Annotated in this window: 18 protein-coding genes; 13 read left to right on the top strand and 5 right to left on the bottom strand. The window is 62.1% G+C overall.

Annotated features, from left to right (window positions below; translation table 11 throughout):
• Nucleotides 1-115: 115 nt before the first annotated feature.
• Complete coding sequence (gene glmU, locus AC07PE_RS17195; protein ID WP_498766591.1) at nt 116-1,489, bottom strand: bifunctional UDP-N-acetylglucosamine diphosphorylase/glucosamine-1-phosphate N-acetyltransferase GlmU; 1,374 nt, start codon at nt 1,487-1,489, stop codon at nt 116-118.
• A gap of 36 nt (nt 1,490-1,525) precedes the next feature.
• On the opposite strand from glmU, the gene AC07PE_RS17190 reads away from it, so the two are divergent.
• The 4 genes from AC07PE_RS17190 to AC07PE_RS17175 all read left to right on the top strand — a co-directional run bounded on the left by AC07PE_RS17190 (nt 1,526) and on the right by AC07PE_RS17175 (nt 4,036).
• A complete protein-coding gene (locus tag AC07PE_RS17190; RefSeq protein WP_498766589.1) occupies nt 1,526-2,422 on the top strand; it encodes a DUF6279 family lipoprotein in 897 nt (298 codons plus the stop codon).
• Nucleotides 2,423-2,518: 96 nt separating this feature from the next.
• Nucleotides 2,519-3,157 (top strand): 16S rRNA (guanine(966)-N(2))-methyltransferase RsmD, encoded by a 639-nt coding sequence (rsmD, locus tag AC07PE_RS17185; RefSeq protein WP_498766587.1) that lies wholly within the window; start codon nt 2,519-2,521, stop codon nt 3,155-3,157.
• 91 nt (nt 3,158-3,248) lie between these two features.
• Nucleotides 3,249-3,755 (top strand): pantetheine-phosphate adenylyltransferase, encoded by a 507-nt coding sequence (gene coaD, locus AC07PE_RS17180; protein ID WP_498766585.1) that lies wholly within the window; start codon nt 3,249-3,251, stop codon nt 3,753-3,755.
• A gap of 20 nt (nt 3,756-3,775) precedes the next feature.
• Entirely contained in the window at nt 3,776-4,036 is a 261-nt protein-coding gene (locus AC07PE_RS17175; RefSeq protein ID WP_258848375.1) for a YfhL family 4Fe-4S dicluster ferredoxin, read from the top strand.
• 131 nt (nt 4,037-4,167) lie between these two features.
• Here the strand turns inward: AC07PE_RS17175 and AC07PE_RS17170 are convergent, their stop codons facing one another.
• Nucleotides 4,168-4,683: a hypothetical protein gene (locus AC07PE_RS17170; protein ID WP_498766583.1), complete on the bottom strand. Its 516-nt coding sequence runs from the start codon at nt 4,681-4,683 to the stop codon at nt 4,168-4,170.
• 116 nt (nt 4,684-4,799) lie between these two features.
• Here AC07PE_RS17170 and AC07PE_RS17165 point away from each other — a divergent pair, with 116 nt between their 5' ends.
• From AC07PE_RS17165 to AC07PE_RS17155, 3 genes are all read left to right on the top strand, one after another.
• Nucleotides 4,800-5,351, top strand: a complete 552-nt coding sequence (locus AC07PE_RS17165) for a DUF1003 domain-containing protein (RefSeq protein ID WP_498766581.1) — start codon at nt 4,800-4,802, stop codon at nt 5,349-5,351.
• A gap of 178 nt (nt 5,352-5,529) precedes the next feature.
• Nucleotides 5,530-7,116, top strand: a complete 1,587-nt coding sequence (locus AC07PE_RS17160; protein ID WP_498766579.1) for a methyl-accepting chemotaxis protein — start codon at nt 5,530-5,532, stop codon at nt 7,114-7,116.
• 55 nt (nt 7,117-7,171) lie between these two features.
• The gene (locus tag AC07PE_RS17155; protein ID WP_498766577.1) at nt 7,172-7,792 is read left to right on the top strand and encodes a chalcone isomerase family protein; all 621 of its coding nucleotides are present in this window, start codon (nt 7,172-7,174) and stop codon (nt 7,790-7,792) included.
• Between the two features lie 598 nt (nt 7,793-8,390).
• On the opposite strand, the gene AC07PE_RS17150 is transcribed toward AC07PE_RS17155, so the two are convergent.
• Nucleotides 8,391-8,657, bottom strand: a complete 267-nt coding sequence (locus AC07PE_RS17150; RefSeq protein WP_498766575.1) for a hypothetical protein — start codon at nt 8,655-8,657, stop codon at nt 8,391-8,393.
• A 176-nt stretch (nt 8,658-8,833) separates the two neighbouring features.
• On the opposite strand from AC07PE_RS17150, the gene AC07PE_RS17145 reads away from it, so the two are divergent.
• Nucleotides 8,834-9,814 (top strand): LysR family transcriptional regulator, encoded by a 981-nt coding sequence (locus AC07PE_RS17145; protein ID WP_498766573.1) that lies wholly within the window; start codon nt 8,834-8,836, stop codon nt 9,812-9,814.
• 29 nt (nt 9,815-9,843) lie between these two features.
• On the opposite strand, the gene AC07PE_RS17140 is transcribed toward AC07PE_RS17145, so the two are convergent.
• Nucleotides 9,844-10,299: an Lrp/AsnC ligand binding domain-containing protein gene (locus AC07PE_RS17140; RefSeq protein ID WP_036171419.1), complete on the bottom strand. Its 456-nt coding sequence runs from the start codon at nt 10,297-10,299 to the stop codon at nt 9,844-9,846.
• Nucleotides 10,300-10,509: 210 nt separating this feature from the next.
• Here AC07PE_RS17140 and putA point away from each other — a divergent pair, with 210 nt between their 5' ends.
• Complete coding sequence (gene putA / locus AC07PE_RS17135) at nt 10,510-14,157, top strand: trifunctional transcriptional regulator/proline dehydrogenase/L-glutamate gamma-semialdehyde dehydrogenase (protein WP_498766570.1); 3,648 nt, start codon at nt 10,510-10,512, stop codon at nt 14,155-14,157.
• A 79-nt stretch (nt 14,158-14,236) separates the two neighbouring features.
• Nucleotides 14,237-15,352, top strand: a complete 1,116-nt coding sequence (gene ald, locus AC07PE_RS17130) for an alanine dehydrogenase (RefSeq protein WP_498766568.1) — start codon at nt 14,237-14,239, stop codon at nt 15,350-15,352.
• On the opposite strand, the gene AC07PE_RS17125 is transcribed toward ald, so the two are convergent.
• A complete protein-coding gene (locus AC07PE_RS17125; RefSeq protein WP_498766566.1) occupies nt 15,322-16,110 on the bottom strand; it encodes a 5'-methylthioadenosine/adenosylhomocysteine nucleosidase in 789 nt (262 codons plus the stop codon). The genes ald and AC07PE_RS17125 overlap by 31 nt on opposite strands.
• Before the next feature lie 1,279 nt (nt 16,111-17,389).
• Between AC07PE_RS17125 and AC07PE_RS17120 the strand changes: the two genes are divergently transcribed.
• From AC07PE_RS17120 to AC07PE_RS17110, 3 genes are all read left to right on the top strand, one after another.
• Nucleotides 17,390-19,018, top strand: coding sequence for a GMC family oxidoreductase (locus AC07PE_RS17120; RefSeq protein WP_498766564.1), 1,629 nt, complete (start codon nt 17,390-17,392; stop codon nt 19,016-19,018).
• A 142-nt stretch (nt 19,019-19,160) separates the two neighbouring features.
• Entirely contained in the window at nt 19,161-19,928 is a 768-nt protein-coding gene (locus tag AC07PE_RS17115) for an ABC transporter ATP-binding protein (protein WP_498766562.1), read from the top strand.
• Nucleotides 19,928-20,644: an ABC transporter ATP-binding protein gene (locus AC07PE_RS17110; protein WP_498766560.1), complete on the top strand. Its 717-nt coding sequence runs from the start codon at nt 19,928-19,930 to the stop codon at nt 20,642-20,644. The genes AC07PE_RS17115 and AC07PE_RS17110 overlap by 1 nt, the downstream gene beginning before the upstream one ends.
• Nucleotides 20,645-20,666 lie beyond the last annotated feature (22 nt).

The following is a 20,666-nucleotide window of genomic DNA, read 5'->3' as shown; positions in this document are numbered from 1 at the left end:
GAAAACCCTGTGCACAGCAAGTGGAACACCCTGTGCAAAGCCGGTGGAAGAGCCTGTGTTTATCCTGTGATTCCCCTGTGGTTTTGCTGTGGGTTTGCTGTGCCCATTCAGTGGATTACTTCTTCTTGACCGGACGCTTCCAGTTCTCGATCGTCAGCTGGCGCGGACGGGAGATCGTCAGCATGCCGGCCGGCGCATCCTTGGTCAGCGTGGTGCCGGCGCCCAGGGTCGCGCCCTTGCCGACGCGCACCGGGGCCACCAGCTGGGTGTCGCTGCCGATGAAGGCCTCGTCCTCGATCACCGTGCGGAACTTGTTGGCGCCATCGTAGTTGCAGGTGATGGTGCCGGCGCCGATGTTGACCTTCGAACCGACGTCCGCATCGCCGACATACGCCAGGTGGTTGGCCTTGCTGTGGGCCGCGATCTTGCTGTTCTTCACTTCGACGAAGTTACCGATGTGGACATCCTCGGCCAGCTCGGTGCCCGGGCGCAGGCGCGCGTAAGGGCCGATCTGCGATTTTTCGCCGACGATCGCGTCTTCCAGGTGGCAGAAGGGTTTGATCTGGACGCCGGCGGCGACTTTCGTGTTCACCAGCACGCAATTCGCGCCGATGGTGACGCCGTCCGCCAGTTCGACCCGGCCCTCGAACACGCAGCCGACGTCGATCGAGACGTCGCGGCCGCAGATCAGCTCGCCACGCACGTCGATGCGGGCCGGATCCAGCAGATGCACGCCCTTCTCGAGCAGGGCATTGGCGATGTTCAGCTGGTGGCGGCGCTCGAGTTCGGCCAGCTGCACCTTGCTGTTCACGCCGGCGACTTCCCACTCGGCCGACGGATGCGCGGACACCACCGGCACGCCGTTCGCGACCGCCTGGGCCACGATGTCGGTCAGGTAGTATTCGCCTTGCGCATTGTTGTTCCCCAGCGCGCCAAGCCAGCCGTTCAGGTGTTTGGTCGGAATGACCATGATGCCGCTGTTGATTTCCTTGATCGCGCGCTCTTCCGGCGTGGCGTCCTTTTCTTCGACGATGCGGACGATATTCCCGTTTTCGCGGATGATGCGGCCCAGGCCGAAGGGGTTGTCCTGCACCACGGTCAGGATCGCCAGCTTGTCGTCGCCGGCGGCCTCGACCAAGCGCTGCAGGCTGGCGCTGGTGGTCAGCGGCACGTCGCCGTACAGCACCAGGGTCGGCGCCTTTTCATCGATCTGGGGCAGGGCCTGCATCACGGCGTGGCCGGTGCCCAGCTGGGGCTGCTGCAGCGCGGTATCGATGACGAGGCCTGCTTCCGTGCTCCATTCGTGTACCGCACTCGGCACCGCTGCGCCGCCGTGCCCGTAAATAACGCATAATTTAGTCGGGTTAAGACTGCGGGCCGTGTCGATGACATGTTGCAATAGCGGCTTCCCAGCCAGAGGATGCAAGACTTTTGGCAGAGCGGATTGCATGCGCTTTCCCATGCCAGCGGCGAGGATGACTACGTTCATATGTGCCGTTCTCAATAGAAAATGTAGTTGAATAATATGAAAAAGTTTAACACGCCCCAACCCCTGTTCTACCGTGCGCGACTGCTGTTTCTGGTGGCGCTGATGGCCTTGCTGAGCGCCTGCAGCACGATCCGCTTCACCTACAACCACGGCGATACGCTGGCGTACTGGTGGTTGAATGCTTACCTCGACCTGGACAGCGACCAGTCCGACTGGGTCAAGAAAGACATCGATAACCTGTTCCAGTGGCACCGTTCGACCCAGCTGCGCGATTACGCCGGCCTGCTGAGCAAGATGCAGCGCCAGATGGGCGACGGCAATGTCACCCAGGAAGAACTGCTGTCCGACTACCGCGACATCAAGGCCCGTACCGAGCTGCTGGCCTTCAAGGCGCTGCCCCAGCTGGCCGACCTGGCCATGTCGATCAAGCCCGACCAAATCGGGCAGATGGAGCAGAAGTTCGCCAAGAACAACGACAAGTTCCGCAAGGAGTTCATGAGCGGCAGCGTCGAGGACCAGAAAAAGGCGCGTTTCAAGAAGGCGATGGACCAGTTCGAGCTGTGGTTCGGCAGTTTTAGCCGCGACCAGGAAGCGCAACTACGCCGCGCCTCGGATGCGCGCCCGCTCGACAACGACGTCTGGCTGCAGGAACGCCAGCTGCGCCAGAAGAAGATCGTGGCCCTGCTGCGCCGGGTGCACGACCAGAAGCTGAACAAGGACCAGACCATGTCGGCCATCCACGACCTGCTGCGCGAGATGTTCGACCGCATGGAGGCGCCGGACCGCAAAGCCTTCTTCGACGCCTATGTGGATAACACCTCCAAGTTCATCCTCACGGCGATCAAGCTGACCAATGCGGAGCAGAAGCAGCACGCGCAGAAGCGCATGCAGGGGTGGATCGACGATTTCAACACATTAGCCAAAGGTAAATAATTGGCCGGAACGCGGGCATGTGATGCCCGCCCTACGGTAGGGTGGGCATCACATGCCCACGTCGGACCGTAGCAAGCTGCATGGTATAGTCCCGCCATGCAAAAGAAGTCCTCACACAAACCCTCTTTCCCCCGCCGTCCCGGCCCGCCGCAGCAAGTCCGCATCATCGGCGGCGCCTGGAAACGCACCCCTTTACCCGTGCTCGACGCCTTCGGCCTGCGCCCGACGCCCGACCGCGTGCGCGAGACCGTGTTCAACTGGATCCGCCACCAGACCGACGGCAACTGGGACAGCCTCGATTGCCTCGACCTGTTCGCCGGCAGCGGCGCCCTCGGCTTCGAAGCGGCCAGCCGCGGCGTCCGCTCGGTGACCATGGTCGATACCGTCGGCCCCGTGGTGCGCCAGCTGGAAACCATCAAGGACAAGCTCAAGGCCGACAACGTCAAGATCCTGCGCGCCGATGCGCTGGCCGTGGCGCGCGACCTGGCCCAGCGTGGCCAGCGCTTCGACCTGATCTTCCTGGATCCGCCTTATCAACAGGATTTCCTGAGCCAGGTCCTGCCGCTGTGCGCCGGCCTGCTGAAGGAGGGCGGCCTGGTGTATGCCGAGTCGGGCGCGGCGCTGCCCTTCGCGGAAACGGAACAGGACGAGTCGCCGGAATGGTTGTCGGGCTGGCAACTGGTGCGTGGCGACAAGGCCGGCATGGTCCACTTCCATCTGCTGAAGTTGCACTAAAAAACCGCAAAGCCTGCCCCACAGCGGGGCGGCTGCCGAATTTTCAGGCATAATGCGCGCTTATTCAGGTGCATTCTCCCAGGGAGCCGCAATGGTTGTAGCCGTTTATCCAGGAACTTTCGATCCGCTGACCCGCGGCCACGAGGATTTGGTGCGTCGCGCATCGGGTCTGTTCGACACCCTGGTCGTCGGTGTCGCCGACAGCAAGAACAAGAAACCCTTCTTCTCGCTCGACGAACGCCTGGAAATCGCCAACGAGGTGCTCGGCCACTATCCGAACGTGAAGGTCGAAAGCTTCAGCGGCCTGCTCAAGGATTTCGTGCGCCAGCACGATGCGCGCGTGATCGTGCGCGGCCTGCGCGCCGTGTCCGACTTCGAGTACGAGTTCCAGATGGCCGGCATGAACCGCTACCTGCTGCCCGACGTCGAGACCCTGTTCCTGACCCCGTCCGACCAGTACCAGTTCATCTCCGGCACCATCGTGCGCGAGATCGCGATGCTGGGCGGCGACGTCTCCAAATTCGTGTTCCCTTCGGTCGACCGCTGGCTGCAAAAGAAAATCGCCGCCATGACCGCGGCTGCCGCGCCGAAGGCCTGATCTCTACAGGTTTTAATCAAATGGCTTTGCTGATTACCGACGACTGCATCAATTGCGACGTGTGCGAGCCCGAGTGCCCGAACGACGCGATCTCGATGGGCGCGGAGTTCTACCAGATCGATCCGCACAAGTGCACCGAATGCGTCGGCCACTTCGACGAACCGCAGTGCGTGGCACTGTGCCCGGTCGCCTGCATCCCCTTTAATCCGGAGTGGCGCGAGACCCGCGAAGAACTCCAGGCCAAGTACGAGAAGCTGACCGCCGCCAAGGCCGCAGCCTGAGAGCGGCTAAAAAACCTCCATGGCGGCGTTGCATCGTCTCGCCGTACTAGCGTACTGTCTTCGACGATGCGCCTTGCCCTGAAGGTTTTGTTAGCCGCTCTAATTTTAGAGGGCGTCCTGGCCGGCAGCCTTTATCGCTTTTCCTTATTGATCTGCTGCAGAAGCTTGAACGCTTCGTGCTCGATCGCCGGTTCCGCATCCGCAAGTTGCTTGCTCGCCTGGACATAGGCGGGCCGCTTGCGTTCCTTCTTCTCTTCCGGCGCGACGACTTCCCGCATGCCCGGCATGATGATGCCGCCGCGGTTGTTGTACTTCCTGTAGATGACCTGCTTGCCGTAAGGGGTGTTGTAGAAGCGGGTCATCTCGGTTGCGGTTTCCTGGGAAATGACCGGCACCAGCGATGGCGCCAGGCGCTGGACCACCTCGGCCGGCGGCGTCTTGCCGAGCTTGTCGAACACGGCCTGCTTTTGCGCCTGGCTCTGGTAGCGGCTGCGCGAGGCAACGCCCAGCAATACCTTTTCGATCTGCATGACGCCGAGCAGATCCTGCACGGCCTTGAGGTGGGCGGGACTGGGCGCCGCAGCCTGTCCTGCGGACGCGGCAAAGACCAGAGACAGAGCCAGCACGGCCCGGATGACAAGCTGCATACACGTCCTTTATCGATGATGTGATTTCAACAAGGATCCAGTGTACGAGAGTTATTGCTCTGATGGCAATAATAAGCGGGACGGCTGGCATCTTGGCAGCATGCTATGCTCGGTTCATGGACGACGCCACCAGGGATGGGCACACAGCGGAGAACGGGCTGCCGCCTTCGGTCAACGAGAACATCGGCACCATCGCCGAGTTTTACGCGCGTCATGATGAGCACGCCTCAGCCACCCAGAAGGTGGTCGAGAAGATCGCGCTGTTTCTCGGCAGCCCAGGCTATGTGATCGCCAACCTGGTTCTCATGCTGCTCTGGATCGCCGCCAACCTGGGCGCCGACGAAATGGGCTGGAAAGCCTTCGACGAGCCGCCTTTCTTCTGGCTGCAGGGGATCGTCGGCCTGAACGCCTTCATCATCTCGACCACCGTGCTGATCCGGCAGAACCGGATGTCACGCCTGGCCGACCACCATGCCCACCTCGACCTGCAGGTCAATCTCCTCACCGAAGAAAAGAGCAGCAAGATCATCGCGCTGCTGGAAGAACTGCGGCGCGATATGCCGAATGTGCGCGACAAGACCGACCATGAAGCGGACGAACTGGCCAGGCACGCGGATGCCAAGGCCGTGCTGTCGGCAATCGAACGCGAGCAGGACGACCGTACCTGACACCTTGTTTAGGCATTCACGCAACATCCTCCCCCTGGTAACTCTCGGTTGTGCATCCGCAGCATCGAAATAGTCTCAATTATTTAATTTGGGCAAATTATTTGGTGCTATATTTATTATCAAAAAAATAGCACGTCCATTCTTTTCGATGGGACCAGGAGACAAAATGATTAGAAACATGAGTATCGGCCAGCGGCTGGCCGTGGGCTTCGGCTTCGTGATTGCCTTGCTGATGGTATTGGCGGGGATTTCGTATCTGCGGATGGAAAGCCTGAACAAGGAGATGGAAACGCTGGTGCAGGTGCGCTACGCGAATACCGTGGCCGCCAACCGCGTGAAGGAAGACGTCAGCGAAGCCACCCGCAGCATGCTGAATGTCCTGATCATGAGCGATCCGGACCAGATCAAGAAGGAACTGGGGAATACCGAAGCACGTAGCGCCAAGGCCAGCGCGGCGGTGGCGGAACTGGTGAAGCACACCAGTGATGCCGAGGGCACCGAGATCCTGAAGGCGATCGCCGTCATCCAGGACAAGTTCCTGCCGGCCCAGACCAAATTCATCGGCCTGGTCAACGAGGACAAGAAGGACGAGGCCATGGTCAAGTTCATGTTCTCGCTGCGTCCCCAGCAGGGCCGTTATTTCGAGCAGCTGGATAAATTCGTCGCCTACCAGAACGCGGCCATGAACCGCGCCGGCCAGGACGCCGCCGCCGTCACCCGCCGCACCGAGCTCCTGATCCTGGTGCTGGCCGGCGCGGCCTGCTTCCTGTCGCTGGGCGTGGCGATCCTGTCCACGCGCAGCATCACCGGGCCGCTGGCCCAGGTCGTGCAGATCGCCCAGCGCGTGGCCGACGGCGACCTCACCAGTAACATCGCCGTCGACAGCCGCGACGAAGCCGGCCAGATGATGGAAGCGCTGCGCCACATGAATGACAGCCTGATCCGCATCGTCGGTGAAGTACGCAGCAGCACCGAGTCGATGTCGGGCGTGTCCGGCGAGATCGCCAGCGGCAACCTGGACTTATCGAGCCGCACCGAAGCCCAGGCCAGCTCCCTGGCCCAGACCTCGAGCTCGATGCGCGAACTCACCGACACCGTGCAGCAGAACGCGGACAACGCGCGCCAGGCCAATGCACTTGCGGCCCAGGCGTCGGAGGTGGCGGCGCGCGGCGGTTCCGTCGTCTCGCACGTGATCGCCACCATGGGCTCGATCACGGATTCGTCGAAGAAGATTGTGGATATCATCGGCGTGATCGACGGCATTGCCTTCCAGACCAATATCCTGGCCCTGAACGCCGCCGTCGAAGCGGCGCGTGCGGGCGAGCAGGGCCGCGGCTTTGCCGTGGTGGCGAGCGAGGTGCGCAACCTGGCGCAACGCTCGGCGGCGGCAGCCAAAGAGATCAAGTTGCTGATCAGCGATTCTGTGGATAAAGTGCACGAAGGCAGCCACCTGGTCGAGCAGGCCGGCGTGACGATGGCCGAGGTGGTCGAGAGCGTGCGCCGCGTGACCGACATCATGGCCGAAATCACGGCCGCCAGCGTCGAACAGAGCGCCGGCATTGCCGAAGTCAGCCAGAACATCGTCGAGATGGACCAGACCACGCAACAGAACGCGGCGCTGGTCGAGGAAGCGGCGGCGGCGGCCGCGGCGATGCAGGACCAGGCGGCGCGGCTGGCGCGCGCGGTCAGCGTCTTCAAGCTCGACCAGCCGGCAGCACAGGAAGCCTTGTTACCGGCGCGCGAACCCCGGCTGGCGCTGGGCTGATCCATCAATAAGCATTACAAGAGTGCATTACCGTTCAATCAGAGGAGACACAGACATGACTTCCACCTTCACCACTTCCTTCGCCCGCAGGCTCGTCGTCAAGGGCATGATGGCCGGCGCCCTGCTGGCGGCCGCCGTCAGCCTGCCGGCCCAGGCCTCGGTCGACGTCAACGGCTACAAGTTCGAGGACACCGCCAAGGTCGCCGGCAAGGACCTCAAACTGAACGGCGCCGGCATGCGCACCAAGCTGATGTTCAAGGTGTATGCCGCCGGCCTCTACCTGCCGGAAAAGAAAAACGCCACCGCCGAGATCCTCAAACTGGAAGGCCCGCGCCGCGTGACCCTGCAGATGGCGCGCGACCTGAGCTCCGAAGAATTCGGCAAGGCCTTCATGGATGGCCTGAACGAAAACCTGGACAAGGGCGAAAAGCAGAAGATCGTGGCCCAGATCGGCAAGATGGGCGAGCTGTTCGCCTCGGTCGACGCGATCAAGAAGGGCGATGTGCTGCACCTGGACTGGATCCCGGGCACCGGTACCCAGGCTGAGCTGAACGGCAAGAAGCTGGGCGAGCCGATTCCGGACGTGAATTTTTATAACGCCATCCTGCGCATCTGGCTGGGCGACAAGCCGGTCGACAAGTCGCTGAAGCCGGCCCTGCTCGGCGAAGCCAAGTAATGTAATTCCTCGGCATCCTGGTTTAACGCGGCCCCGGGCAACCGGCGTCGCGTTTTTTTTCGCCCTGATTTTTGACTGCGTGAGGGCCGGATTTTTGGGAGGGGTGGGGCCCCATCTGGGCCTGCGAAGGCTCTGGCGGCTTGTGCGTTCGATTCGATCGATGTGACGATTACTCATCCATACTGAGCGACTATTGTTGAACTTCGTTCTTCATATCGATATCTCATCAATAAGATTCATCAATATGATGTGTTCCTGCTTTCCTTATGAACTTCACCTGCGATCTTGGGGCGCGTCAGACTGACCTGCAATAATCTGCTTAATTCCATCCATTACAGAGCTAAAACTCATCAATATGCATTCATCCTGCATATCAATCAATATTCGATTTCATGCACATCGCATACGATAGCGACTAATTGTTAAATCGATTGGTCATAAAATCTCCTGAAAAGCCGAGCGACCGGAAGTCGACGGCGATTCTTCATTCCCGCTCGTGTCTGGCGGGGCGACGGCGAATAGAGGGGGAAAACGGACGAAAAAAAACGGCGCCCGTTGTCGGGACGCCGTTCAAGGAGAAAGACGGTCTAAATCTTGATCAGGAACGCAGTGCGCGGACCTCTGGGCTGCCGGTGACGGCGGCGGCGGCCTGCTGCGCCAGGCGCAGTTTGCGGCGTGCGGCCAGCTCGTCCTTGGTCGGACGGGGGCGCACCACCAGCACCAGCGCGCGGGCGATGCCGATCAACAGGGGGCGGAAGAACATCAGGACCGCGCCCAGCAGGGTCAGCTGCACCATGCTGATCAAGAGCTGCATGAATGGTACTGCCGTCATCGGGTCCTGGAACAGGGTAGCAGTGAAGGACATGGCTGATTTAAGGCTCTTTAAGCGTGGGAAAATGTTTGATGTTAAGGTTCCATGTAACTATAGTGCAACGCAACATATAAATCTAATCACGTTTTCTGATGGTCCTTATATTGATCGTGAATGGAAATCGGGTACACTAGCCGCAACCCGAACAATGCTGCCCCCGAACGGATCCCATGAGCTTCCTCACGCTTGACCTGAACCTGCTCCGCGTCTTCGACGCCGTCATGACCGAGCAAAACCTGACCCGCGCCGCCGGCCACCTGGCCATGACCCAGCCCGCGGTGTCGAACGCCATCAAGCGCCTGCGCGAAAGCCTCGGCGACGAGCTGCTGATCCGTACCGCCTACGGTGTGAAGCCGACCCCGCGCGCGGAAGCGCTATGGCCGGCCGTGCGCCAGGCGCTGGCCGCGCTGGAAGCGGCCGTGATGCCGGAAACCTTCGATGTCTCCAAGGCCCAGGCCACCTTCCGCCTGGCAATGGCGGACGCGACGGCGGCGCTGTGGCTGCCGTCCCTGGTGCGCTCGATCGAAAAGGAAGCGCCGGGCGTGAACATCCGCATGGTGCCGCTGACCACGCGCGAACCGCGGCCGATGCTGCTGCGCGGCGACATCGACCTGGCGGTCGGCTTCTTCCCCGGCGTGGCGGCCCAGCTGTCGTATGAAACCGGCTCGCCGATCCGGCACGAGCGCCTGTATTCGGGCGAATACGTGGCCGTGATGCGCAAGAATCATCCGCTGGCCAAGGACAAGCTGGACCTGGACGCCTATTGCAATGCGGACCACCTGCTGGTGAGTTTTTCGGGCCGTGCACACGGCCTGGTCGACGAGGCGTTGGCCCAGATCGGCCGCGAGCGCCGCATCCTGCTGACCGTGAACCAGTTCTTCACCGCCGGCCGGGTGGTTGCGAATTCGGACCTGGTGACGGTGCTGCCGCGCCACCTGATCGCCTCGACCGGCGCCGCAGATACCCTGGTGTGGCGCGAACTGCCCTTCCAGCTGCCGGCCGTGCACCTGGACATGCTGTGGCACGAGCGCGATGGCCGCAGCCCGGCGCATCGCTGGCTGCGCACCAATCTCGAACAGCTGTCGATGACGGCGCAGAAGACGCTGCCGCAGAAGTCGGAGATGACCGAGAAGATGGAGAAGATTGCTTAAAAAGCGACACCCCGCCGAGGCGGGGTTTTTTATTTGATCGGCAGCTTGGTCGTGTTCTTGACCTCTTCCATCACCGCATAGGTGTGCGTTTCGCGCACCCCTTTCTGCAGCAAGGTTTTGCCGAGGAATTCACGGTAAGCCGCCATGTCCTTCACCCGCGCCTTGACCAAGTAGTCGAAGCCGCCGGCCACCATATGGCACTCCAGTACTTCCGGAATCAGCTGGACGCTCTGCTTGAAGGCGTCGAACACTTCGGGCGTGGTGCGGTCCAGCACCACTTCGATGAAGACCAGCAGCGACACGTCCAGCAGCTGGGGGTTCAGCTGGGCCGTGTAACCCATGATGTAGCCGGACTCGTGCAGCTTGCGCACCCGCTCCAGGCAGGCCGCGGGCGACAGATTGACGCGTGCGGCCAACTCGACGTTGCTGATTCGCCCGTCGCTCTGCAACTCGGCAAGGATTTTCTTGCTGATCTTGTCCAGCATGTTTGTCGCTCTCCACTATAAATATTATTTGGTGAAATTCTCTCACCAAAAACTATCTATTGCTAGTCTTCTGTAAAAACAGAATTAATCCAGAAGATTTCCCTCTACAATCGAATTCATGTACACACATCGTCGCTTGCGCCGGCCATCACCGATGGACCGGCGCTTTCGCCATGTGGGCTGCCTATTTACTTTTTTGACAAAGCTTCCATGAACATTGCCGCCACCCCGGCCATCACCTTCGTTCCCTTCGACGCCCTGCAGGCGGAAACCCGACGCGAGCAGACGCCGTTGCGCGCCGCCATCACGGCCGCCTACCGCCGCGACGAAACCACGGCCGTCGAATGGCTGCTGGCGCAAGGCGCCGCTGCCTCGGCCGACGCCTACATGCTGGCGCACCGCCTGGTCTCCGCCGTGCGCGAAAAACGCACCCGCTCCTCGGGCGTGGACGCGCTGATGCACGAATTCTCGCTGTCGTCGGAAGAGGGCGTGGCCCTGATGTGCCTGGCCGAGGCGCTGCTGCGTATTCCGGATTCCGATACCGCCGACCGCCTGATCGCCGACAAGATCAGCAAGGGCGACTGGAAGAAGCACCTGGGCGAATCGCCTTCTCTGTTCGTGAACGCCGCCACCTGGGGCCTGCTCATCACCGGCAAGCTGGTCTCGAGCAGCAGCGAAAAGGGTCTCGGTTCGGCGCTGACCCGCCTGATCGCCAAGGGCGGCGAACCGCTGATCCGCAAGGGCGTCGACATGGCGATGCGCATGCTGGGCAACCAGTTCGTGACCGGCCAGACGATCAATGAAGCTTTGAAAAACAGCCGCGACAACGAAACCCGCGGCTACCGCTATTCCTACGACATGCTGGGCGAAGCCGCCCTGACCGAGCTGGATGCCGAGAATTACTACGCTTCCTACGAAGCCGCGATCCACGCGATCGGCAAGGCCTCGAACGGCCGCGGCATCAAGGATGGCCCCGGCATCTCGATCAAGCTGTCGGCCCTGCACCCGCGCTATAGCCGCGCCCAGCACGCCCGCGTGATGGGCGAACTGCTGCCGCGCGTGCGCAAACTCGTGCTGCTGGCGAAGCAATACAACATCGGCATCAACATCGACGCCGAGGAAGCCGACCGCCTCGAGATCTCGCTGGACATGCTGGAAGCGCTGGCCTTCGACGCGGAACTCGCCGGCTTCGAGGGCATCGGCCTGGTGGTGCAGGCCTACCAGAAACGCTGCCCCTTCGTGATCGACTACGTGGTCGACCTGGCGCGCCGCAGCGGCCAGAAGTTCATGGTGCGTCTCGTCAAAGGCGCCTACTGGGATGCCGAGATCAAGCGTGCCCAGGTCGACGGCCTGCCCGGCTACCCGGTCTATACGCGCAAGGTTTATACGGACGTCTCTTACCTCACCTGCGCGAAGAAGCTGTTGAAAGCCACCGACGTGATTTACGCGCAGTTCGCCACCCACAATGCGCACACCCTGTCCGTGATCTACACCTGGGCCAAGGCCGATGGCGTCTCGAATTACGAGTTCCAGTGCCTGCACGGCATGGGCGAAACCCTGTACGACCAGGTCGTGGGCGCCGAGAATCTCGGTAAAGCCTGCCGCATCTACGCGCCGGTCGGTTCGCACGAGACCCTGCTGGCCTACCTGGTGCGCCGCCTGCTGGAAAACGGCGCCAACTCCTCGTTCGTGAACCAGATCGTCGACGAGAGCGTGCCGATCGACACCCTGCTGGCCGATCCCTTCGAGCAGGCGCGCGCCGCCAAGTGCCAGCCGCACCCGCGCATTCCGCTGCCGCTGGACATGTTCGGCCTAGGGCGCAAGAACTCCGCCGGCCTGGACCTGGCCAACGAAAACGTGCTGCGCGCACTGGCTGAGAACCTCGGTACCCCGCGCCATTACCTGGCGGCGCCGCTGGTCGACGGTCCGCTGGACGCCGTGGGCGCGATCAATGTGATCAACCCGGCGCAATCGGCCGATATCGTCGGCCAGGTGACCGAAGCGACGGTCGGCGACGTCGACACCGCGCTGCAGGCCGCCGCCAACGCTTTCCCGGCCTGGGAAGGCCTGGGCGCGAGCGCCCGCGCCGACATCGTCGCAAAAGTCGGCGACCTGTTCGAGCAGAACATGGGCGAGCTGATGGCCCTGGCCGTGCGCGAAGCCGGCAAATCGCTGCCGAACGCCATCGCCGAGATTCGCGAGGCGGTCGATTTCCTGCGCTACTACGCGAATGAAATCCGCGAAGAGGGCGATGCCAGGGCGCTGGGCGCGGTGACCTGCATCAGCCCCTGGAACTTCCCGCTGGCCATTTTCACGGGCCAGGTCGCTGCCGCCCTTGCCGCCGGCAACGTGGTGCTGGCCAAGCCGGCCGAGCAGACCCCGCTGATCGCGCACCGCGCCGTGCAGCTGTTCCACGAAGCCGGCGTGCCGACCGGCGCGCTGCAGCTGCTGCCGGGCCGCGGCGAAACCGTCGGCGCCGCCCTCACCGCCGACTCGCGTGTCAAGGCCGTGATTTTCACGGGTTCGACCGAAGTTGCGCAGCTGATCAACCGCACGCTGGCCAAGCGCGCAGTCGCCGAAGGCTGCGACATCCCCTTGATCGCCGAAACCGGCGGCCAGAATGCGCTGATCGTCGATTCCTCGGCGCTGCCGGAGCAGGTGGTGCAGGACGTACTGAGCTCCGCCTTCGACAGCGCCGGCCAGCGCTGCTCGGCCCTGCGCGTGCTGTTCCTGCAGGAAGACATCGCCGATAAAACCATCAAGATGCTGAAGGGCGCGATGCAGGAACTGCGCGTCGGCGTGCCGGACCGCCTGGCCACCGACATCGGCCCGGTGATCGACCGCGAAGCCCAGCAGAACCTGCTGGCCCACATCGAACGCACGAAAGCCAGCGCCAAACAGTATTTCGCACTGGAGCTGCCGGCCGCCTTGACGGCGCAGGGCACCTTCGTGCCGCCGACCGTGCTGGAAATCGGTTCGATGGCGGAACTGCAGCGCGAAGTCTTCGGCCCGGTGCTGCACATCGTGCGCTACCACCGCGCGGATCTCGGCAAGGTGGTCGACACCATCAACGGCACCGGCTACGGCCTGACCCTGGGCGTGCACTCGCGCATCGACGAAACCATCGATTTCATCACCTCGCGCGCCCACGTCGGCAACATCTACGTGAACCGCAACATCGTCGGCGCCGTGGTCGGCGTCCAGCCTTTCGGCGGCGAGGGTAAATCGGGCACCGGTCCGAAGGCCGGCGGTCCGCTCTACCTGAAACGCCTGCAAAAGGCTGCCCTGCCGCTGCTGCAGCGCGCGCGCCACAGCAATGCGGCGCTGGATGGCCTGATGGGCTGGATGCAGGCGAACGGCCACGGCGACGTCGCCGTGCTGGCCGAGGGCTATACCAACACCACGCTGGACGGCGTCAGCATCGACTTGCCAGGCCCGACCGGCGAGCGCAACGTGCTGAGTTTTACCCCGCGCGGCGCCATCCTGTGCGCGGCCAGCGACGTCAAAGGCCTGCTGAACCAGCTGGCGGCGGTATTGGTGACCGGCAACCGCGCGCTGGTGCTGGCCGATTCGCGCGACCAGGTGCTGGGCAGCCTGCCGCCGGAAGTGAAGGAGCGCGTACGCTTCGTCGGCGAGGCCGAGCTGGACAGCCTGGACATCCAGATGGCGATGGTGGAAAGCGGTATGAAAGGAAATCTGCAAGCGAAACTGGCGGCCCGCACCGGCGCCATCGTCGGCATCGTCGATACCCGGGCGGATCAGCCGGTCGCCCTGTGGCGGCTGGTGGCCGAGCGGGCCTTGTGCGTCAACACGACGGCGGCTGGCGGTAACGCAAGCCTGATGACGCTGAGCTTGTAATCATAAGAAGAAATGACCGGGGCGCATGCCCCGGTTTTCACATGAGCAGTCGTTTGAGTTGTTCAACTTGGAGGAAGACATGCTAGTAGGCGTTCCGAAGGAAATCAAAAACCACGAATACCGGGTCGGCCTGACGCCGCCCAGCGTCCACGAACTGGTGACGCGCGGGCATCAGGTGCTGGTGCAGGCCGGCGCCGGCGCAGAGATCGGTTTGTCGGATGAGCAATACACGACGGCGGGCGCCAGCATCGTCGCCACTGCAAAGGAGATTTTCGAGCGCGCGGAGATGATCGTGAAGGTCAAGGAACCGCAGCCGCAGGAGTGCGCGATGCTGCGCGAAGGCCAGATCCTGTACACCTACCTGCACCTGGCGCCGGATCCGGAACAGACCGCGGCGCTGGTGAAGTCGGGTGCCATCTGCATCGCTTACGAAACCATCACCGGCCCTGGCGGCGGGCTGCCGCTGCTGGCGCCGATGAGCGAGGTGGCGGGGCGCATGTCGATTCAGGCCGGCGCCAGCCACCTGGAAAAATCGAAGGGCGGCATGGGCCTGCTGCTGGGCGGCGTCCCGGGCGTGGCGCCGGGGCACGTGGTGATCATCGGCGCCGGCGTGGTCGGCACCAATGCGCTGCAGATGGCGGTCGGCACCGGTGCCCGCGTGTCGGTGCTGGACAAGAACGTCGACCGCCTGCGCCAGCTGGACCTGGTTTACGGCAACCGGATATCGACCCTGTACTCGAATGCCCATGCGATCGAGGAAGCGGTACTGTCGGCCGATCTGGTGATCGGCGGCGTGCTGGTGCCGGGTGCGGCGGCGCCGAAGCTGGTGACCCGCAGCATGGTGTCGCGCATGAAGAAGGGGGCAGTCGTGGTCGACGTCGCGATCGACCAGGGTGGCTGCTTCGAGACTTCGCATGCCACCACGCACGCCGATCCGACCTTCGTGGTCGACGGCGTGGTGCACTACTGCGTGGCGAACATGCCGGGCGCGGTGGCCCGGACCTCGACCTTCGCCCTGAACAACGCCACCATCGGTCACGCGGTGGCGCTGGCAAGCAAAGGCTGGCGGCAGGCGCTGCGCGACGATCCGCACCTGAAAAACGGCCTGAACGTCTGCCAGGGCAAGGTGACGTATGCGGCCGTGGCCAAGGATCTGGGCTACGACTACGTGCCGGCTGACACCCTGCTGGCCTGAGCCGCCCGCAACTGCGCACAGAACTGCCTGACGACATAAAAGGCATAGCGCGCGGCCACCGACTTCACGAAGCGCATGAAGTCGGTGGCCGCGTTTTCATTGGCATTGTCCGAAATCGTGCGGATTACGCCGAAGGGGATGCCGAGCTCGAAACACACCTGCGCCACCGCAGCACCTTCCATTTCCACCGCCAGCAAGCCGGGCAATGCCCCGCTGAGGGCCTGTATGCGCTCCCTGTGGCTGACGAACTGGTCCCCGCTACCGACGAGGCCACGGTGCACCCGCGGCGCCTGCAGCGCGAATGCGGCCCTTTCCTGGGGATCGATGGCTTTGTCGAACTCGAGCTCGAGGAAGCGCTGGGCGGCATGCGTCAATTCCAGCGCCATCTGGCGATCGCTGGCAAAGTGGCTCAAACCCGTCAGCGGCACTTCATAACGCGGAAACAGCGGACTCGCATCCATGTCGTGCTGGACCAGGTTTTCGGCCACCACGATGTCGCCGACACGCACGGAAACGTCTCCGGAACCGGCGACACCCGTAAACAGGATGTGGGTAACACCGAACTTCTCCACAAGCGTGGTGGCTGTCATGGCAGCTGCAACCTTGCCTATACGCGATAAAACGCACACAGCGTCGATTTCCCAGAGTTTCCCTGTCCAGTACTCACGCATGCCATGGATGAGCTTGTAGGGCCTCTCCATGGCTTCTACGAGCCCCTGCTGTTCTTCGTGCAAGGCACTGATGATCCCTAATCGCATGTTTTTCTGGTCCTGGATGGCCCTTCAGGGCGGTGTGGAAGCGGTTTTGCAGCTCAGTGGTTTAATAAAACAAGATGTATATAAAAACTGGTAGTAGATAGTAAACGCGCAGTTTGCTGTGGATAAGACGAGATTTGTCTACAGCGTCAACGGTTTACGTGCTGCCGGATGAGCTGGAAAAACATTGTATCCAAGCTGAACGGAACTTGGACAAAAACGCTTGGGCGAGCAAAAAAGGGGCTTCTGCACATTTGCTGCTGTGGATATGCAGGCGTTTTTCCACAGACGCGCTGGTTTTGCAGGGTTTGAGGCTGCTGAACTTGTCTGTTTGCATACAGTTCAGCGACCGGTATCCAGCGATCACATCCTATCGTCGGCAGACAGCCGGCGTTCTTCCTTGCGCCGGTCTCGGCTGTTCCACTTTCTTCCTGTAGACAAAAAAACCTTCGAGCAGTGTTGGCCTTGGTATCGGCCAGGTACTGCTTTGACGGGCCCGGTTTTCCACGCGAGGCCGTTTCTTTGTATTAGTTAACTTGAATAGATATATAAATTGGTAGTGATAGTAAACGCCTGCCGATCTGTGGATAAGCTGGATTTTCTCCACAAGCTCAAGGGTTTACGTGCTTTTCAAACTGCTGAACAAGGCTTGCGTCTGGCAGGGACGTTAACTGGACAAAAAAATGGCTGTGTTCAAGTCGCCCGGTTTCGCACATTCGATCCTGTGGATATTCATGGGCTTGTCCACAGAGGCGGGTGGTTTGCCGCTTGCCAGGGCGTTTTTGGCCGTTTGCAAGCAGGGTCGAGGTCGTGGCTGGGTCGACGTCGGCGGCCTTGCCGGAGTCCGAAAATTTTTTTAGCGATCCAGTGATAAGCAGAACTTGCCAGGTTGGTGGTCGAAGCAGAGAGAGCAGAGGAGTGCCGGCCCTGGCCGAAGTCGAAAATTTTTTTTCGGCGAGGCCGTGATTTGAAACCAGTTCGTCAGGTTTACAACTAAAGCTTGTTTATTGAATAGTGGTAGTAGTTAACGGTGGTGCTCATCTGTGGATAAGCCCGGTTTTGTCCACAAGATCAGCAGTTTACCTTCCGCATAAGGCAGTGCACTTGCCTTGCGTTTGCCTGAGGGAAAAAATGGATAAAAATTCGGCCTGTGCGAAAACGACGCGTTCCGCACAATCGGTACCTGTGGATATGCAGAAGCTTATCCACAGTGCCTAAGGATTGACGTTCTGGTAAGCTTGCCCAAACGAAGCATCACCGTATCCAGGATCGGAGGGCGTGCGTGGAATCGGCAGGGGAATACGACTACATCATCGTGGGCGCCGGGACTGCCGGCTGCGTACTTGCGAATCGCCTCACGAGAAAACCGGACGTCCAGGTCTTGCTGATCGAAGCCGGCGGCAAGGACGATTACCTGTGGATCCACATCCCGGTCGGCTACCTCTACTGCATCGACAATCCGCGCACCGACTGGCTGTTCCGCACCGAGCTCGAGCCCGGCCTGGGCGGACGCGCGCTGATCTACCCTCGTGGCAAAGTGCTTGGCGGTTCGTCCTCGATCAACGGCATGATCTACATGCGTGGCCAGGCCGGCGATTACGACCGCTGGGCCGAGCTCAGCGGCGATTCTTCCTGGCGCTGGGAACACGTGCTGCCGCTGTTCCGGCAGAGCGAAGACCACCATGGCGGCGCCAGCGACATCCACGGCAGCGGCGGCGAATGGAGAGTGGAGCGCCAGCGCCTGTCCTGGGAAATCCTGGACGCCTTCCGGGAAGCTGCCAGCGAAAACGGCATCCCAAAAATCGCCGATTTCAATGGCGGCGATAACGCCGGCTGCGCCTATTTCGAAGTCAACCAGCGCCGCGGCATCCGCCTGAACACCGCCAAGGCCTTTCTGAGACCGGCGTCGCAACGGCCGAATCTCACCATCATGACCGGCTGCCACGTCGAAAAACTGTTGATTGACGCAGGCGAAAACGGTAAGCGCTGCCGCGGCGTGCAGTTCACCGGCGGCGGCCGCGCTTTCACGGCCACCGCACGCCGCGAAACTTTATTGGCCGCCGGCGCGATCGGCTCGCCGACCATCCTGCAACTGTCCGGCATCGGACCGGCCGCCAGCCTGGCCAGGCACGGCATCCAGCCGCTGGTCGATGCCCCCGGCGTGGGCGAAAACCTGCAGGACCACCTGCAGCTGCGCATGGTGTACCGGATCACCGGCGCGCCTTCGCTGAACACGACGGCGGCGAGCTGGTTCGGCAAGGCGAAAATCGGCCTGCAGTACATGCTGTTCCAGAGCGGGCCGATGTCGATGGCGCCGTCCCAGCTGGGCGCCTTCGCCCGCTCCGACGACAGCCAGGCCACGCCGAATTTGCAATACCACGTGCAGCCGCTGTCGCTGGAAAAATTCGGCGACCCGCTGCACGGTTTTCCGGCGTTCACCGCCAGCGTCTGCAACCTGCGTCCCACCTCGCGCGGCCACGTGCGCATCGCCGCGAACGACAGCTACGCGCCGCCGAAGATCACGCCCAACTACCTCAGCACGCCCGAGGACAAACGGGTGGCGGCGCGCGCGCTGGCGCTGACGCGCCGCATCGTCGCCTCGCCCGCGCTGGCGAAGTACCGGCCCGAGGAATTCAAGCCGGGCCCGAACTACCGGACGGAAGAAGAATTGGCCGAAGCGGCCGGCCTGATCGGCACCACGATTTTTCACCCGGTCGGCACCTGCAAGATGGGCAAGCTCGACGATCCGCTGGCGGTGGTCGACAGCGAATTGCGCGTCAAAGGCGTGCAGGGGCTGCGCGTGGTCGACGCTTCCATCATGCCTTTTATTACCTCCGGCAACACGAACTCGCCGACCCTGATGATTGCCGAGAAAACGGCACAACTGCTGGCACAACAGGACCATCGCTGAACAAAAATGCACAATCGGTTTGCGCTGACGCAGATGTGACACGGGCGCCAGCGCAAACGATGTGTTGTATCGTGGCGATTCCCGAAAATGTGTAAGATTTGGAAAGTTTTCCACTCATATCACACTCGTCGATGGAGAGGTCATGCCGGACGTTATCCTGGAAACCCGCAAGCTGACGAAGGAATTCAAGGGATTCACGGCCGTCAGCAGCGTGGACCTGCAGGTGCAGCGCGGCCATATCCACGCCCTCATCGGCCCGAATGGCGCGGGTAAAACCACCTGCTTTAATCTGCTGACCAAGTTCCTGGTGCCGACTTCCGGCCAGATCCTGTTCAACGGCGAGGACATCACCAAATTCCGGCCCGCCCAGATCGCCCGCATGGGCATCATCCGCTCCTTCCAGATCTCGGCCGTGTTTCCCCACCTGACGGTGCTGCAGAATGTGCGCATCGGCCTGCAGCGCGCACTCGGCACCAGCTTCCAGTTCTGGCGCAGCGAGCGCAGCCTCGATCAATTAAACCAGCGCGCCATGGCTTTATTGGAAGAGGTCGACCTGGGCGGCTTTGCCGACATGCTCACCGCCGACCTGCCGTATGGCCGCAAGCGCGCGCTCGAGATCGCCACGACCCTCGGCATGGAGCCGGAACTGATGCTGCTCGACGAGCCGACCCAGGGCATGGGCCACGAAGACGTACACCGCGTGACGGCACTGATCAAGAAAGTGTCCACAGGGCGCACCATCCTGATGGTCGAGCACAACATGAACGTGGTGTCCGGCATCTGCGACCGCATCTCGGTACTGCAGCGCGGCGCCATCCTGGCCGAGGGCAGCTACGCCGAAGTGTCCCGCAACCCGCAGGTGCTGGAAGCCTACATGGGCACCGAAGCGCCGCTGCAGGGAGCGCACTAATGGCCGCGGCACTGGAAATTCAAAATTTGCAGGCCTGGTACGGCGAATCGCACATCCTGCACGAGGTCGGCCTGTCCGTGAACGAAGGCGAGGTCGTGACCCTGCTGGGCCGCAACGGCGCCGGCCGCACCACCACCCTGCGCGCCATCATGGGCCTGACCGGCGCCCGGCGCGGCTCGATCCGCATCCATGGCGTCGAGGCGATCGGCCTGCCGACCTACAAGATCGCCCACCTGGGTGTCGGCTATTGCCCGGAAGAGCGCGGCATTTTCTCTTCGCTGTCGGCGGAGGAAAACCTGCTCTTGCCGCCGGTGCTGGCGGCGTCGCAGGGCAGGGCGGCCGGCATGACGCTGGACGAGATCTACGAGATGTTCCCCAACCTCTACGAGCGCCGCCACAGCCAGGGCACGCGCCTGTCCGGTGGCGAGCAGCAGATGCTGGCGGTGGCGCGCATCCTGCGCACCGGCGCTAGATTGCTGCTGCTGGACGAGATCTCGGAGGGCCTCGCGCCCGTCATCGTGCAAGCCTTGGCCCGCATGATCGTGACCCTGAAAGCCAGGGGCTACACGATCGTGATGGTGGAACAGAATTTCCGCTTCGCCGCGCCGCTGGCGGAGCGCTTCTATGTGATGGAACACGGCCGGATCGTGAAAACGGTCCGCGCGGCCGAGCTGCAGGCCAGCATGCCGGAATTGACCGAGCTGCTCGGCGTATGAACAACATCTTTTAAACGGAGAC

The sequence above is a fragment of the Telluria sp. GW821-FHT07G12 genome, assembly GCF_059418525.1.
The sequence above is the reverse complement of the archived record's forward strand: the minus strand, read 5'-3'. Positions and strand labels throughout refer to the sequence as shown.

Bases quoted from the DNA above. Each gene is read 5' to 3' on its own strand.
- AC07PE_RS17190 (WP_498766589.1), top strand. From the start codon at position 1,526: ATGAAAAAGTTTAACACGCCCCAACCCCTGTTCTACCGTGCGCGACTG.
- AC07PE_RS17110 (WP_498766560.1), top strand. From the start codon at position 19,928: ATGGCCGCGGCACTGGAAATTCAAAATTTGCAGGCCTGGTACGGCGAA.
- AC07PE_RS17170 (WP_498766583.1), bottom strand. From the start codon at position 4,683: ATGCAGCTTGTCATCCGGGCCGTGCTGGCTCTGTCTCTGGTCTTTGCC.
- ald (WP_498766568.1), top strand. From the start codon at position 14,237: ATGCTAGTAGGCGTTCCGAAGGAAATCAAAAACCACGAATACCGGGTC.
- AC07PE_RS17125 (WP_498766566.1), bottom strand. From the start codon at position 16,110: ATGCGATTAGGGATCATCAGTGCCTTGCACGAAGAACAGCAGGGGCTC.
- AC07PE_RS17165 (WP_498766581.1), top strand. From the start codon at position 4,800: ATGGACGACGCCACCAGGGATGGGCACACAGCGGAGAACGGGCTGCCG.
- AC07PE_RS17115 (WP_498766562.1), top strand. From the start codon at position 19,161: ATGCCGGACGTTATCCTGGAAACCCGCAAGCTGACGAAGGAATTCAAG.
- glmU (WP_498766591.1), bottom strand. From the start codon at position 1,489: ATGAACGTAGTCATCCTCGCCGCTGGCATGGGAAAGCGCATGCAATCC.
- AC07PE_RS17145 (WP_498766573.1), top strand. From the start codon at position 8,834: ATGAGCTTCCTCACGCTTGACCTGAACCTGCTCCGCGTCTTCGACGCC.
- coaD (WP_498766585.1), top strand. From the start codon at position 3,249: ATGGTTGTAGCCGTTTATCCAGGAACTTTCGATCCGCTGACCCGCGGC.
- AC07PE_RS17160 (WP_498766579.1), top strand. From the start codon at position 5,530: ATGAGTATCGGCCAGCGGCTGGCCGTGGGCTTCGGCTTCGTGATTGCC.
- rsmD (WP_498766587.1), top strand. From the start codon at position 2,519: ATGCAAAAGAAGTCCTCACACAAACCCTCTTTCCCCCGCCGTCCCGGC.
- AC07PE_RS17175 (WP_258848375.1), top strand. From the start codon at position 3,776: ATGGCTTTGCTGATTACCGACGACTGCATCAATTGCGACGTGTGCGAG.
- AC07PE_RS17150 (WP_498766575.1), bottom strand. From the start codon at position 8,657: ATGTCCTTCACTGCTACCCTGTTCCAGGACCCGATGACGGCAGTACCA.
- putA (WP_498766570.1), top strand. From the start codon at position 10,510: ATGAACATTGCCGCCACCCCGGCCATCACCTTCGTTCCCTTCGACGCC.
- AC07PE_RS17140 (WP_036171419.1), bottom strand. From the start codon at position 10,299: ATGCTGGACAAGATCAGCAAGAAAATCCTTGCCGAGTTGCAGAGCGAC.
- AC07PE_RS17155 (WP_498766577.1), top strand. From the start codon at position 7,172: ATGACTTCCACCTTCACCACTTCCTTCGCCCGCAGGCTCGTCGTCAAG.